At 68.0% G+C, this 15,587-nt stretch carries 6 protein-coding genes; 5 read left to right on the top strand and 1 reads right to left on the bottom strand.

The window, feature by feature from the left end; translation table 11 throughout:
* Positions 1-97 precede the first annotated feature (97 nt).
* Genes drmD through drmC form a run of 5 tightly spaced genes read left to right on the top strand, consistent with a single transcriptional unit; the run spans position 98 to position 14,009 of the window.
* Positions 98-3,313, top strand: coding sequence for a DISARM system SNF2-like helicase DrmD (gene drmD, locus EKD16_RS21505; protein ID WP_131100832.1), 3,216 nt, complete (start codon positions 98-100; stop codon positions 3,311-3,313).
* On the top strand, positions 3,310-7,386 hold the full coding sequence (locus tag EKD16_RS21500; protein WP_131100830.1) for a DNA methyltransferase: 4,077 nt from the start codon (positions 3,310-3,312) through the stop codon (positions 7,384-7,386). Before drmD ends, EKD16_RS21500 begins: the two co-directional genes overlap by 4 nt.
* A complete protein-coding gene (gene drmA / locus EKD16_RS21495) occupies positions 7,383-11,183 on the top strand; it encodes a DISARM system helicase DrmA (RefSeq protein WP_131100828.1) in 3,801 nt (1,266 codons plus the stop codon). The genes EKD16_RS21500 and drmA overlap by 4 nt, the downstream gene beginning before the upstream one ends.
* On the top strand, positions 11,180-13,249 hold the full coding sequence (gene drmB, locus EKD16_RS21490) for a DUF1998 domain-containing protein (protein WP_131100826.1): 2,070 nt from the start codon (positions 11,180-11,182) through the stop codon (positions 13,247-13,249). The genes drmA and drmB overlap by 4 nt, the downstream gene beginning before the upstream one ends.
* A complete protein-coding gene (drmC, locus tag EKD16_RS21485; protein WP_131100824.1) occupies positions 13,224-14,009 on the top strand; it encodes a DISARM system phospholipase D-like protein DrmC in 786 nt (261 codons plus the stop codon). Before drmB ends, drmC begins: the two co-directional genes overlap by 26 nt.
* A gap of 247 nt (positions 14,010-14,256) precedes the next feature.
* On the opposite strand, the gene serS is transcribed toward drmC, so the two are convergent.
* Positions 14,257-15,549, bottom strand: coding sequence for a serine--tRNA ligase (gene serS / locus EKD16_RS21480; protein ID WP_131100823.1), 1,293 nt, complete (start codon positions 15,547-15,549; stop codon positions 14,257-14,259).
* Between the last annotated feature and the right edge of the window lie 38 nt (positions 15,550-15,587).

The raw sequence follows: 15,587 nt of genomic DNA, 5'->3' as shown, positions 1-15,587 counted from the left end.
CTCCCCGACCTCGGTCGCTCCCCTAGGGTTGGACCCACATCGCCGTCAGGGCCTGAGAAGACGGTCCGCAGTGTGCGCGTGAAAGGGTCGGATCGAGATGGCAGTCGCGTCGCAAGAGACCGCGGTGGATGACAGCGGTACGGGGGTTCCCGCCATGCCGGAAGTCCCCGAGCCGGGTCAGGTGGTCAACGTGCGCGGCTCGACCTGGGCCGTGGCCGAGGTCCGCCGACAGGGCCTGCCCCGCAGCCCCGCCGACGAGGGCGTGCCGGGCCTCACTCACGTCGTGGCCCTGCAGTCGCTGGAGGAGGACCGCCTCGGCGAGGAACTGTCGGTGGTATGGGAGTTGGAGGTCGGCCACACCCTCGCCCCCGACCAAGGGCTGCCCGAGTCCATCACCGCCGACGGTTTCGACGACCCCAACACGTTGGCGGCGTTCGTCGACGCGGTGCGCTGGGGCGCGGTCACCTCCGCCGACACCGACTCCTACCAGGCCCCGTTCCGCAGCGGCGCCGACATCAAGCCCTACCAACTCGAGCCCTTGCGGCGCGCGCTCGGCTCCGCCCGCACCAACCTCCTACTCGCAGACGACGTGGGCCTGGGCAAGACCATCGAGGCCGGCCTGGTCGCCCAGGAGCTACTGCTGCGCCACCGCGCCCGCTCGGTGGTGATCGTGTGCCCCCCGAGCCTTCGGCTGAAGTGGCGCGACGAGATGCGCGAGAAGTTCGGCCTGGAGTTCCAGCTGGTGGACAGCGAATTCATGGCCCAACTCCGGCGCACCCACGGCCTCAACGCCAACCCGTTCCGGCTCTACCCCCGGGTGATCGTGAGTATGGCGTGGCTGCCCACCCTGCGCGCGCAGCGCCTGTTGCGCGAGGTCTACGCCGACGTCCGAGACGCAAACACCGCGCGACGGTTCGCCTTCGACCTGCTGATCGTGGACGAGGCTCACCACGTCGCACCGTCCAGCCCTTCCGCGGCGGGCGGGCGCCGCGGCTATGCGGTGGACAGCAAGCGCACCCTGGCCACGCGTGCTCTGGCGGAGAAGTGCGAACACCGCCTGTTCCTCAGCGCAACCCCGCACAACGGATACTCCGAGTCCTTCACCGCGCTGATGGAGATGATCGACGACCGCCGGTTCAGCCGGGGCGCGCTCCTGGACGAACGCGCGCTGAACGAGGTGGCGGTGCGCCGTCTCAAGTCCCAGGTCCCCGACGAGGAGTTCCCCACTCGCGAGCTCAAGGCCATCCCCTTCACCCCCGGCGAGGACGAGCAGCGGCACTTCGCCCTGCTGCAGCAAGTGCTGGACGCCGGCGCCCGCACCCGCGCACAGGGCTCGGGAGACCTGGTGGGAATGCTGCTCAAGAAGCGGTTCCTGTCCAGCCCGTGGTCCTTCGCCGGCACCCTGGAGCTCTACGAGCAGTCCGCCGCCACCGGCCGGCTGCCCCATACGGCCGAAGAGGACCCGGACGGCTACTACCAGGAAGTCATGGGGAGCGAGCAGTCCGACGAAGAGGAAGGCCGCGACGAGCACCCCGAATTCACCGCCCTGCGCCAAAGCAAGAAGGACCATCCGCTTGGCGCCGCAGCCCCGGCCGACGTGCGGGCACTGGTGCAGTGGGGCCGCGGGTTCGAGCACCGCCCGGACAGCCGGTTGCAGGCGTTGATCGGGTTTCTCGACGCGGTCTGCCGTCCGGACAACACCACGTGGACGAACGAGCGCGTGGTGGTGTTCACCGAGTACGCCCAGACCCTCGACTGGATCGCAGGGGTGCTCGCACAGCGCGGCTATCGCGACGTGCTGGCGACCATCCAGGGCTCCACTCCCTTGGAGGAGCGCGAGGACATCCGAGCACGGTTCACCCGCGACCCGGCCGAGGAGCCGGCTGATGATCGTGTACGGGTGCTGGTGGCCACCGACTCGGCCGGGGAGGGCATCGATCTGCAGACGCATTGCTACCGGCTGGTGAACTACGACGTCCCCTTCAACCCCTCGCGCCTGGAACAGCGCATCGGGCGTATCGACCGCTACGGCCAGCGCCACACCCCGCAGATCTACCACTTCGCCCCGGACTCCGACTCGCAGACCTACGCGGCGGACCTGGACTTCCTGCGCCGAATCGCCGAAAAGGTGGGTTCGGTGGCCCAGGACCTCGGCTCGGTGAACCAGGTGATCGATCAGGAGGTGCAGCAGCACTTCAGCCCGGCCCGCTCGGCAGGGCGCTCTCGCCCCGATGCCGCGGAAAGCGGAGAAACGATCATCACCCGCGCTTTGGCCGGCGGTCGGGAACTCAACCGGCGCCTGACCGAGCTGTCGCGCACCTACGAAGACCGCAAGGCCCAGATGCACTTGACCCCCGACAACGCGCGTCGGGTGGTCGACACTGCCCTGCAGCTGACCGCCCAGCCGCCGCTGCAAGAGATCGGCGACGAGCGCACCGATGCCCCGGTCTTCCGCATCCCCGCTGTAGGACCGGCGTGGCAGCCCGCTCTGCAAGGGCTGGACACCCGGCTGCGACCGGACGTGTGGCGCCCGGTCACCTTCGACGACCACGCCGCGGAGGGGCGCGACGACCTCGTCCACCTCCACCTCGGCCACGCCCTGATGCAGAAGGCGGCACGCACCCTTCGCAGCGCGCTGTTCAGCTCCGACTCCCCGGTGCACCGCGTCACCGCCGTCGTAGTCGAAGACCTTCCGCAGTCGTGCGTGGCCGCGGCCTCCCGCCTGGTGCTGGTGGGCCGCGGCGGGCTGCGCCTGCACGAGGAAGTGTTCCTCACCGGCATCCGGATGCGCGGCCAAGCCCTGGCCGAGGCCAAGGCCGAAGCCGTGCTGGAGCAAGCCCTGGACGCCCAGGACCTGGCCGTGGCCGATCCCGACCTGCGCGCCGCGTTGGCTCGGATGTGGAGCTCCCCGGACTCGCGATTGCGGCCACGGCTGCTGGCGGCGATGGAGCGCAAGGCCCAGACCCGTCAAGAGAAGGTGACCGAGGCCCTGCAGGCCCGCCGGCAAGACGACACCGACCGCGTCCGCGACATCTTCGCCGCCTTCCGCCGCAACCTGAACGAATCCCACGAGCGGCTCGAACGCGAAATCCGCGTCGAAGACGAGACGCTCTTCCCCGACGACCAGCAGCACCAGCGGCGTCGCGACCTGCGGGCAATGGAAGACCGGCTGGCGAACCTGGAGCGGGAGGAACAGCGCGAGACCGCCGCGATCCAGGAGCGCTACACCGACATCCGCCCCTACGTCTCGGCCGCCGCCGTGGTCTTCGCCCTCACCCCGGACGACGCACGCAAGGAAGCGCTGGAATCATGAGCCGCCGCTACCGCGCCCCCGACGCTCGAGAGCTGCACCGCGCCTGGCTCGAGCTGGTGGACACCGACGGGCCGTTCCTGTCGGTACCCGCACTGAAGCGGGTCTGGCCCCACGGCATGCCCGCCCCCGGATCCGACGCTCTGGCACAGCTGAAGGATGCCAAACCCACCTTCGAAAAGGCATGGGAGCACTGGGACAGCGCCCGCGGGCAGTCCGACCACGAAGCCGCCCTCGACGTCTACCGCGCCGAGCGCGACACCTGGATCGAAGTGGTGCTCGGCGATGTCATCGGCTGGGGCGAGGGGTACACGACCGCCCCCGACACTCCCGCGCTTGCCACTACCGCCACCTCGCCCAACCACGCGGTCACCGTCCGCCCGACCGGGGCGCTGGTGCACGGCGATACGGTCGGCGCTCTGGTGCTCGTGGTCGATCCGGTGGATTCGCTGCGCAATCCGCTGGAGGACGGATGGGCAGCCAGCCCCATCGACCGCATGGAAGAACTGCTGCGACGCGGACCGGCCTCGATCGGGGTCGTCACCGACGGCCGCTGGTGGGGCCTGGTCAGCGCCCAGGAGCAGACCATGGTCGCCTCCGGGATCGTCGATGCCCAGACCTGGATCGAGGAACCGCAGACCCGCAACGCCTTCCTGGAACTGCTGCAGCGCAAACGCCTGGTCGGGGGCAGGCCGGAAGACCGACTGCCAGCGCTTTTCCGAGAATCGGTCGCTGCCGCCGAAGAGATCACCGAAGCCCTCGGTGTGCAGGTGCGCCGCGCGGTGGAGCTGCTCGTGCAGGCACTGTCGGAGGGCGCGTTGGCCACGGTGGAACGCGGCGAGCCCGACCCGCTGCCCGACGACCGGGCCGAGGTCTATGACGCCGCGGTGACGGTGATGATGCGCGTGGTGTTCCTGCTGTTCGCAGAGGAACGCGGCCTGCTCCCCGAAAACGAGCTCTTCTCTCGGGGCTACGGCATGGCCGGACGCCTGGACGAGCTGGACCGGCGGGAGCACGAGGAAGGCTCACAGGCGCTGGATTCCACCCGCCTGACCTGGCACCGGCTGCTGGCCACGTCCGAGGCGCTGTACCGGGGAGCGTCATTCGAGGACCTGCGGCTGCCCTCCTACGGCGGCTCGCTGTTCGACCCGAAACGCTTCCCGTTTCTCACCGCCCGCAGCGAGGCCGGCGCCCTGTCCATCGCGGTCAGTGACCGGGTGATGCTGGAGGTGCTGCGCTCGGTACAGATGGCCAAGCTGCGCGGAGAGCCGGCGCGGCGGATCTCGTTCCGCGACATCGACGTGGAACAGATCGGTTACATCTACGAAGGGCTTCTTGGTCACACTACTAAAGAAACCGACGAGGTCGTCGTTGGGCTGATCGGGGCTTCCGGTGAGGAGCCGGAGATGCCGCTTTCACAGCTCCGACAGCTCGCTTCCGGACACACCGGCAGCACCGGACTGGCGAGCGCCATCCTGGCCTGGGTCAAGGACAACCAGCCAGCCGCCAAGCCGAGCACCAAAGTGGCGTTGGACAAGGCGCTGAGCTCCGAGCCCGAGGATGCAGAGCGGGCACTACGCGATGTCACCCAGGATGCGGCGCTGCGCGAGCGGCTGAGGCCGTTTGTCGGCATCATCCGCCGCGACTTGCGCAACCGTCCGTTCGTCGTGCACCCCGGTGGCGTCCTAGTGGCGGAGACCCCCTCCCGTGCCACCGCAGGTGCGCACTACACCCCGCGTCCCTTGGCCGAGAAGGTGGTGCGGCACGCCCTAGAGCCACTGGTCTACCGCCCCGGCCCGCACGACACCTCCCACGAGTCCGCCTGGCGACTGCTGTCCTCTGAGCAGATCCTGGACCTCAAGGTCGCCGACATCGCGTGCGGTTCCGGTGCGTTCCTCGTAGCCGCCGCCCGCTACTTGGCGGGCCGACTGGTGGAAGCGTGGCGCGACGAAAGGGTGGCTGCGGGCAGCGCACACGAGCTGTACGTGCGTGCCCTCCGCAAGGTGGTGGCCACGTGTCTCTACGGTGCCGACATCAACAGCATGGCCGTGGAGATGTGCAAGCTCTCGCTGTGGCTGGTCTCGCTTGATCCCAAGCTGCCGTTTTCCTTCGTTGACGACAAGGTCTTGCACGGCAACTCCCTGCTGGGACTCACGGACGCCAGCCAGCTCAAGGCCCTGCACATTGAGCCGGCCCAAGCTGACCAGGGCCGGCTGTTCGAGATGGGGACCGACCAGCGCAGCGTAGAGCAGCTCGACGTCGACGGAGTGCTTCGGCGCGCCGCAGCGTTGCGGAGAAGCCTGGCTAGCGAAGTCAGTGACGATGACCCTCAGCGTTCGGCCGCCACCAAGCGTCGTCAGTGGCGGGAGTACCAAGAGCTCACTGGCCAGCTCGCTGAGCTCGCCGACGGAGTAGTAGCCGTCGGGCTCCGCCACGGTGGAAAGCCTGGCAAGAAGCTCAACGAAGCCTATGAGAACCTGCGCCTCGCTGCCGCCCGCGCTTACCCTGCCGAACATGAGCAACCGAACCGAGCGCTACTGGAAGAGCTCCTTTCGGCTGGGCTGAGCCCCACAGTGGAAACCGACTATGAGCGCTGGAAGCCGCTGCACTGGTTTTTGGCCGTGCCAGACGTGATCGAACGCGGTGGTTTCGACGCAGTAGTCGGAAATCCGCCGTTCTTGGGAGGGCAAAAGCTCACTGCGGCCCTGGGCACCAATATGCGAGACTGGTTCGTTCACATTCTGGCGAACGGGCGGCGCGGACGTGCGGACCTCGTGGGCTACTGCCTTCTGCGGTCTATGTCCTTGCTGACCGAATGGGGCACCCTTGGCCTGATCGCAACCAATACTGTTGCTCAGGGAGACACTCGTGAAGTCGGACTCGCTCAAATGGTGGATAAGGGTTTCACCATTACTCGCGCGATCCAGAGCCAGTCCTGGCCAGCTGCTGCAGCGAACTTGGAGTTCGCCGCAGTCTGGGGCACCCGCCGTTCCATCGCCCCGGAAGCGCTCCGTGTGGCTGATGACCTGGCCGTGAAGCGCATCTCCAGCTTGCTGGAACCCGCTGGTCGGGTGGAAGGTGATCCTGCACGACTGACAGAGAACGCGAATATCGCATTCCAGGGATCTGTTGTTCTTGGTAAAGGGTTTATTGTTGATTTTGAAGAGGCTCAATCCTGGATAGTTGCGGATTTCGCGAACTCGGACGTTCTCTTTCCCTATCTAAACGGCGAAGATATTAACTCTCGGCCAGATCAGTCAGCACCGAGATGGGTTATTGACTTCAACGAGCGCAGTGAGGCTGAAGCGCGACAGTACAGTCTTCCTTATGAGCGTGTTCTCAACCGAGTTAAAGCCGATCGGGCGACTAGGACAAAAGCTGCCCGGACGGCACCTTGGTGGCTCTTTTATAGGGCAGGGAGGGCTATGCGCAAAGCGATCTCTGGAATGGATGAGGTGCTCGCCATTGCTCTCGTTAGTAAGACGGTGATGCCAGCGCGGGTTCCGACCGGTCAAGTGTTCAGTCATAAGCTTGGTGTATTTGCGACGGATTCTTTTTCGGATCAGGCCGTATTGTCGTCAAGCTTGCATCAAATTTGGGCGGTGAAATATGGATCAACAATGCGTACTGACATTAACTATTCACCCTCTGATGTGTTTTTGACGTTCCCTCGGCCAAAACCATACGATTTTCTTGATACAATTGGGGCGACTCTAGATTTCGATCGCCGAGAAATCATGTTGCGCCGTGGGCTTGGGTTGACGCAGATTTATAATCTCGTCAATGATCCGGATGTAGAAGGTTCCGCCGATGCGGATGTATCATGGCTGCGGCAAATCCATAAAGAATTGGACGAAGCGGTGATGGTCGCCTACGGGTGGGACGATGTGCCGCTGGAGCACGGTTTCCACACCTACCGACGCATGCTGCGCTGGACGGTTGGCCCCGAGGCCCGGGTTGAAATCCTGGATCGGCTGTTGGAGGAGAACCACCGCCGAGCCGCCGCCCAGGGAGAGGCTCCGCCGCCCCCGGACGACGCCGAAGACAGTGCCGACAACGAAGGCGAGGGCGCATGACCACGCCTGCCCCCCAACCCCCTCGCAACCCGGGAGACGCCCCCAACTCCAGCCCTGGCGGCCGCGAGCCCTACCGGCTCACTTACGAACCCGACGACCGATCCTGGACCGCGCGGGAGAACCTGGCCGACATCCTGGGGCGCGAACTGCTCGGCCCGGCCGGAGGGTCACACGAGGTGCTGGAGGGGGCGCCGGACGCCGCTTACATGATCGGCCGTATCGCCCCGGTCCGGTTGGCCCACAGTGCGGAAGATCCGCAGGACGGCGAAGCGGCCGACGCCCCACCCGACTCGGCGGAAATCGGCCCCGGCGCTGACATCGGCGATGCGACCGCGGCCGAGAGCGGCCGCGGCGTGCCGGTGGCGCCCGTTGAGGACAGCAGCGCCGAGCCCGACGGCGACAGCGACGGTGCGGCCGCCGAGGACCAGCCTCAGCAACGCGGCCTTATGATCCCGGCGTCCATGGGATTGCGTTTCCAGATTCCCTTTGACCTGGACGCCGTGACCGTAACCGCCTCGTGGGGTGTCTACCAGCGTGTGGAGGACGACGGCGAGCACAGTGCCGCATCCCGCAAGCGTCGCTACCAGCGCACCCCGGTCGAGGCCGCGGTCACGGTCCCGATCGCCGACCTTGTGCCCGGTAGCACTGCCGCGTTTCCGCTCAAGGACGAGGTGGTGCTGCGGGTGGACCGCCACGACGACGAGCCGCGCGGGCGCCGGCTGATCGAGGTGGCGTTGTGCAACGACCGGGAAACCCCGCGAAAGATCCCGGTAGAGGCCTGGCTTTATCAGACCGAGGTGGCAGTCGAGGCCGAGTACGATGCGGCCTTCCTCCCGGTCACCGATGTGGTCACCGATCCCCAGGAGGAGAGTGACGACGAGCTCCGGCGATTGAATCTGCAGTACCGGGACACGCTGGAGTTCGCCATCGGACGCACCTGCTCGGTGGACTGGGAAGAGGCCGAGGGCACCCGCCGGGCCCGCCGTGTGTGGACCACCTGGCTGCCGACCTGTGAGACTCCGCAGACCGCCGCGGAGGAGATCGACGCCGCTCTGCTCGATATGATCCGGCTCGCCGATGCCGATCGCGGTCAGCTGGAGGCGGGGTTGGAGCCGATCGTGCACGGCTACCGCGATTGGCTGGACGGCGAGCAGCTCCGAGCCGCGGAACTGCCGGAGCACCTGCGTTCGGAAGCCGAAGACGCGGTCACCGAGGCGCGCCGGGTACAGCACCAGCTCGCCGAAGGGCTGGAGCATCTGCTGGCCGACGAGGAGGCGCTGCGCTGCTTCCGGTTCATGAACCGGGTGATGGCCGACCAGCGTATCCAGACCCAGGTCGCGGAGTATCGCGCCCAGAACCCGCAGGTGGACGCCGGACGCGCCCGTACCATCGTGCTGGACGACAAGGGGAGCCGCGCCCATTCGTGGCGCACCTTCCAGCTCGCCTTCATCCTCATGCAGCTGCCGATGCTCACCGATCCCGCCGCGCCGCAGCGTTCCGGCGACCTGGCCAAGGCGCAGTCGCTGTTCTTCCCCACCGGCGGCGGCAAGACCGAGGCCTACCTGGGGCTCGCCGCTTACGCCTTCGCGGTGCGCCGACGCCAGGGTGTGCTGGCCAGCCCGGATGGGCCGCTCGACGGTGGCGCGGGTGTCGCGGTGCTGATGCGCTACACACTGCGGCTGTTGACCTCCCAGCAGTTCCAGCGCGCCACCGCGCTGGTGTGCGCCGCGGAACTGGAACGCGCCAAGGACCCGGCGACCTGGGGGACCGAGCCGTTCCGGATCGGGCTGTGGGTGGGCACCGACGTCAGCCCGAAGCGTTACGAAGAAGCCCACGAGCAGTTGGCCAAAGCCAACCAAGGGCGCGGCCACCGGCTGACCGTGCTGCAGTTCAAGCGCTGCCCGTGGTGCGGCACCCCGATCACCGGAAGCAACGTGCGCGGCGATGACGCCCTACGTCGTGTGCGGGTCTTCTGCGGCGACGAGTTGGCCGAATGCCCCTTCTCCGAAGGCGGGTCCGCCGGCGAGGGTCTGCCCGTGCTCGCCGTGGACGAGGAGATCTACCGGCTCGCCCCGGCGTTCGTCATCGCGACTGTAGACAAGTTCGCCCGCCTGGCCCGCGAGGGGGAGGCCGCCGCCCTGTTCGGCCGCGTGTCCCAACGCTGCGATCGACACGGCTACGTGCACCCCGACTACCGGCACTGCGCTGTGCAGGACGGCAGCAAGCATCCGGCGAAAAACGGGATGCCCGCCGCGGCCGTTCATTCCAGTCCGCGGCTGCGCCCGCCGGACTTGATCATCCAGGACGAACTGCACCTGATCACCGGAGCCCTGGGCACCACGGTTGGGTTGTTCGAGGCCGCGATCGACGTCCTGTGCTCCTGGCGTGCCCCCGATGGCCGACCGGTGCGACCGCTCCTGGTGGCCTCCACCGCGACCGCGCGCAACGCCGCCGAACAGGTGCGGTCCCTCTACGGGCGAGACCTCACCATCTTCCCGCCCCAAGTGCTGGATGCCGGGCGCACCTTCTTCGCCAAGGAGGTCCCGGTCTCTGCGCAGTCGCCCGGCCGCCGCTACGTCGGTATCAGCACCACCGGCGTGCGGCTGACCACCGCTGAGATCCGGATCGCCGAAGTCCTCATGGCCTCCGGCCAGCTGCTCCTGGATTCCTCCGGGGTGGCCGCCGACCCGTACATGTCCCTCGTGGGCTATTTCAGCGCCACCCGAGAGTTGGCCGGCATGGCCCGATTCCTCGGCGATGACGTGCAGACCACGCTCGCCAAGGGACGGCCCTGGTCGAAGCTGCCACGCCGCACCGGCACCGACTTCGGCGCCCTGCACACCGCCGAACTGACCTCGCGAGTGTCCAACTCCGACATCACCGCCACCCTGGACCACATGGCGGTGCGGTTCGACCCGGCGATCGATTCCACCGCCGCGAAAAGGGATCGCGCCCAAGCTGCGGATGCCGGGCGACCGCAGTCCCGCACACGAGGTCGGCAGGACAATCCCTTCGATGCGATCCTTGCGACCTCCATGCTCCAGGTGGGGGTGGACGTCAGCCGGCTCGGGCTGATGCTGGTGGTGGGCCAACCCAAGAACACCGCTGAATACATCCAGGCCACCTCGCGCGTCGGCCGCGACGGCGAGCGTCCCGGCCTGGTGGTCACCCTCGGCAACTGGGCTCGCCCCCGCGATCTGGCGCATTTCGAGCAATTCCGCCACTACCACGAGACCTTCTACGCCCGCGTCGAGGCCCTGTCGGTGACCCCGTTCTCCGAGACCGCGATGGAGCGCGGCCTGGACGGGGTTCTGGTCAGCGCAGCTCGGGTCCTGCAGGCCGAGCAGCCCGCAGGACTATCGCCGGAAGACGGCGCCGGACGCATCGAGACCGAACGGGAGTTCGCAGCCGAGTTGATCGACACCCTGGTGCACCGGATCGCCCGGGCCGCACCGGCCGATCGCGCCGAGCACACCGCCCAGCGCGCCCGTCAGCGCCTGCATAACCGCCTGGACCAGTGGATCAAGCGACGCGGCGACCTTGCCGGACTGCGCAAGACGCTGGTCTATGAGCGACTTCCCGACGAGTCCCGATACGGGCCGCTGATGATCAGCGCCGAAAACGCCCGCGCCGCGGCCGGAAGTCGGGACGCGCCTCCGTTCACGGTGGCCAACTCCATGCGCGAGGTGCAGCCGGAGATCAACCTGCTGGTGAGCCCGATCGCCGAACGCCTCGTCTACCGTGAGCCGCCGGGAACACCACAGTGGGAGCTGCCCGAGGCCGAGGAGGAATCGTGACCGCAGAACCGACCCCGCCCCTCCGGTTCGCCTACGACGCCTCCCAGCAGGTGGACCCGCTCGGCGACATCGAGGAAGAGGCCAAGCAGGGCACCAAGCACAACCGGGCCAAGGTGGGCTCGGGGCGGCCGTCGTCGCTGCTCTACACCTACGGTCCCGGCGCGATCATGGATCTGCCGCAATTCACCGTCATGCCCTGCGGCCTGGACGAGTGGGACCGGATCTGGCGCCGCCGCGACGGCATCCCCGAGATCCACGCGCCCCGGTTGCGCGACGCGGTGCGGATGTTGCTGCGCTCGCCCGACGTTCAGTTGCGGCCGTTCCCGTGGCAACCGAAGAAGGCCAGCCTGTCGGTGGAGGGCAGCGACCTGGGCGTGCCGGCCCGGGTCTTCCCACAGTGGCTGCGCTGTACCGGCTGCGACATGCTCGGCGGCCTCGCGCAGTTCCAGTACCGCAACACTCACCCTTACCGCACCGACCTGGCCACCTTCGAACACGAGAAGTGCCCGGGGCGTCGCGCCACGACCGCCCGCGGCGGAAAGAGGAGCCGCTCCGCCAGGGCCGCCCGGCGCAGCGCAGTGCCCGCGCGCTACCTGCTGGCTTGCCCCGACGGACACGTCGACGAGTTCCCCTACGAGGTGTGGGTGCACCGCGGTCGGTCATGCTCCGAGGCGGAGTTCCCGGCCCTGAAGATGGTGGATCACACGTCCGGGTGGGTCGCCGCTGCGACCGTCGAGTGTGCCTCTTGTGGGCTGCGGCGCCCGATGAACGAGGCCCAGGGCGAGGTGGGGCGCACCAAGCTGCCGCGGTGTCGGGGGCGGCACCCGCACCTGGATGCGTTCGATCCGGGCGGCTGCCGGGCCCAGACGTATCTGATGCTCATCGGCGCCTCCAACCTGTGGTTTCCGGCGACCCAGTCGGTGATCGTCATGCCCGAATCCGCGGAAGAACGGGCCGGTGATCGCGCCGACCAGATCCGGCGCGTCCTCGGCGAGCGCCTCGCCAAGTATCGGGACGACCCCGAGATCCTGCGCGATGTGCTGCGGGGCAAGCAGGGAATCGCCTTCGACGTCGACGAACTCTCGGATGAGGAGCTGCGCGAGAGTGTCGATGCGGCGCTGCAGCCCGAGACCTCCGCCGAGGACCAGGAGAAGCGCATCCGGGAGTGGGACCCGGTGGACCTGCTCGTGCCGGAATGGCGCTATCTGCAGTACGAACCGATCGGCCAACACCACACCGACGACGCCAGCGGCCTGGTGCTGTCCCCGCGCGAACGGGGAGAGGACCTGCCTGCCTCCATCTCCCAGGTGCTGGCCGTGGAATCCCTGCGCAAGGTCAACGCGCTCCTCGGATTCACCCGCATCGACGACATGGACCGGGTGGGAGACCTGCCCCAGCGACTGGTCCCGCTGACTCGCACCCGCCCGGAATGGACCGTGGCCACCGAGGACCGCGGCGAAGGCATCTTCCTCAAGCTCGACGAGCCGACCGTGGCCGCGTGGGAGGAGCGTGTCCGCGACTCGAAGCTGTGGCGGGCCCACCGCAAGTCCCACACCCGCAACTTCTACCGCCGATTCTCCGAGACCGCCGCGCGCGTGGATCCCGAGACCCGGCTGAAAGCGCCGCGCTACTGGCTGGTGCACACCCTGGCTCACGTGCTGATCCGAGAGATGGCCATGACCTGCGGGTACAACGCCGCCAGTCTCAGCGAGCGGATCTATGCCTGGCCAGAGGACGAGGGACGCGACCCGGCGGCAGGGCTTCTGGTGTGCACCACCGCCTCCGACAGCGACGGCACCCTCGGCGGGCTGGTGCAGCTCAGTGAGCCCGACCGCCTGGAGCGGGTGCTCAACGCCGCCCTGCGACGTGCGACCCGCTGCCCCTCCGACCCGATCTGCGCCATGCGCACGCCGCAGGACCCGGAGGACTTCTTGCACGGCGCCGCCTGCCACTGCTGCGCGATGGCCTCGGAGACCTCGTGCGAGCGCGCCAATCGCTTCCTCGATCGGAGATTCCTGATCAACCTGCCCGGGAGCGACCTTGGCTTCTTCCCATCCCCCGAATAGCCCCACCCACGAGCCCTTCCCCTCTCTCGACCCCGCGGCAGCGCACCAGCTCGGGACGCTGCTGTCGGGAACCGAGGCCCGCGCGCTGGCCGACCGCTTGGACGACGGCCAGACCCTGACCGCGGCGCTGCGCGCTCTGTCCGGGGGACGCCGGGCCGAGGTGCGAGCCCTACTGGCCCCCGCCGGCTTCGGACCGGCGGATCGGCGATCGGCCGTGGCGGTACTGCGCGCGGTGGAAGGCGCCCGCGCTGCCCCCACGGCCGCGAACCCGATCTGGACTATGCCCGGTCACCTGGCCAAGAGCGGCCCGTTGACCAGGTCCGTGGTGCACATGGTGGAAGGGGCCCGACGCTCTGTCACCTGCTCGACCTACAACTTCCAACGGTCCTCCGGCCTGTGGGGCGCGCTACGAGACGCCGCACGCCGACCGGAGGTCACGGTGCGGGTCTACCTCGATGCTCGTGCGGCCGATCAGGCGCCGAACCGTTGGTCTCCGACCACGAACGAAGTCGCGGCCCATTTGAACCCTGGCACGGTGCTGCGCACCACGGAGTTCGACGGCGGCTATGTCCGCAACCACGCCAAGTTCCTCGCGGTCGATCACCGGTTCCTGCTCGTCACCAGCGCGAACCTCTCGTGGAGCGCCGAACACAACAACGTCGAGTTCGGCGTCTTCTTCGACGACGCCAACCTCACCGAGGCCGTGGAGCGTGAGATGTGGCAGGTGGAGGAGCTTCTCTACGAACGTGTCCATCCATAGGCCAGCCGCCCGGAGGCTGACACATGGCCTACGGCCCCGATACCTCTCGGTGGCCGTGGAACACAGGTGTCACTCGGGTCTTTCGCGCCCGCGACGGTCGGCCACCGCATTCGACGACAATGAGCCGGACACACGCGTACGAGGGTTTGCCCCCGCGCGAACCGCTCGGCCCACCAGGTGCTCGTCGGCGCCGTGGGGCGGGAAGGCGTAGGTGCCGGGGAAGTCGCAGACGCCGACGAGCACGTGGCTACTCCTGGGGGGCGCCATCCGCCGCGATGCGGCGGAATCCGAGATAGGGGACGAGTGCCTCGGGCAGTGCCACCGAGCCGTCGGCCTGCTGGTTCTGCTCCAACAGGGCAGCGAGGGTGCGGCCGATGGGCAGCCCGGAGCCGTTCAGGGTGGCCACCGGGGTGGTTTTGCCGTCGGCGCCGCGGGTGCGGATGCCGGCGCGGCGGGCCTGGAAGGTGCCGCAGTCGGAGACCGAGGAGATCTCGCGGTAGGTGCCCTGGCTGGGCAGCCACACCTCGACGTCGTGGGTGAGCTGGGCGGAGAAACCCATGTCGCCGGCGGCCAGCTCAACCACCCGGTAGGCCAGGCCCAGCTCCTTCAGGCAGGCCTCGGCGTGGCCGACCATGAGCGCCATCTCCGTCTGGGATTCCTCGGCCGCGCAGATGCGCACCATCTCGACCTTGGAGAACTGGTGCTGGCGCAGGATGCCGCGGGTGTCGCGGCCGTATGAGCCGGCTTCGGAGCGGAAGCAGGGGGTGTGGGCGGTCAGGGCCAGCGGCAGGTCCTTAGGCGCGATGATCTCTTCGGCGAACAGGTTGGTCAGCGGCACCTCGGCGGTGGGGACCAGGTAGAGGTCCCGCTCGGCGACACCGGTCTTGAACAGGTCCTCTTCGAATTTGGGCAGCTGGCCCGTGCCGGTCATGGTCTGCGCCGTGACCAAATAGGGGACGCTGTATTCGGTGTAGTCGTGGCGGCGAGTGTGGATGTCCAGGAACAGCGTGGCCAGGGCGCGTTCCAGCGCGGCGCCGATACCGCGGGCGACGCTGAAGCGGGGGCCGGAGAGCTTGGTGGCCCGGGCGAAGTCGAGGATGCCCATGGCCTCGCCGAGATCGACGTGATCCTTCGCTGCGAAGTCGAAGGCCGGTGGGGTGCCGACCTTGCGCAGTTCGACGGCGAAGTCTTCGGAGTCGCCCTCGGGGGCCGCATCCAGCGGGATGTTGGGGATCTGGAGCAGGAAATCGCGCAGTTCGCGGTCGAGGTCTTCCTGGGCGGTCTCTAGATCCCGGATCTCCTCCTTGAGCCTGCGGGCGCGCTCCTTGAGCTCGTCGGCATCGCCGCCCGAACGGGCGGTCTCGCCGACCTGCTTGGCGACCTGTTTGGATTCGGCGCGCAGTTCGTCGGCGGTGTGGATGCTGTGGTTGCGGCGGGACTGGAGGCTCTCCAATGCAGACAGGTCCAGCTTGTAGCCGCGGCGGGCGAGTTTCTGGACGGTGTCTTCACCCATGTCGATCAGCGCGCGGGCATCATGCATCGGATTGGTACTCCTCCAGCGGTATGGATAGCTGCCCC

It is taken from the genome of Streptomonospora litoralis (genome assembly GCF_004323735.1).
Lineage (GTDB): Bacteria > Actinomycetota > Actinomycetes > Streptosporangiales > Streptosporangiaceae > Streptomonospora > Streptomonospora litoralis.
The sequence above is the reverse complement of the archived record's forward strand: the minus strand, read 5'-3'. Positions and strand labels throughout refer to the sequence as shown.

What these genes read in the sequence shown, in the direction of transcription:
- serS (WP_131100823.1), bottom strand. Translation starts at nt 15,549, where the DNA reads ATGCATGATGCCCGCGCGCTGATCGACATGGGTGAAGACACCGTCCAG.
- EKD16_RS21500 (WP_131100830.1), top strand. Translation starts at nt 3,310, where the DNA reads ATGAGCCGCCGCTACCGCGCCCCCGACGCTCGAGAGCTGCACCGCGCC.
- drmA (WP_131100828.1), top strand. Translation starts at nt 7,383, where the DNA reads ATGACCACGCCTGCCCCCCAACCCCCTCGCAACCCGGGAGACGCCCCC.
- drmD (WP_131100832.1), top strand. Translation starts at nt 98, where the DNA reads ATGGCAGTCGCGTCGCAAGAGACCGCGGTGGATGACAGCGGTACGGGG.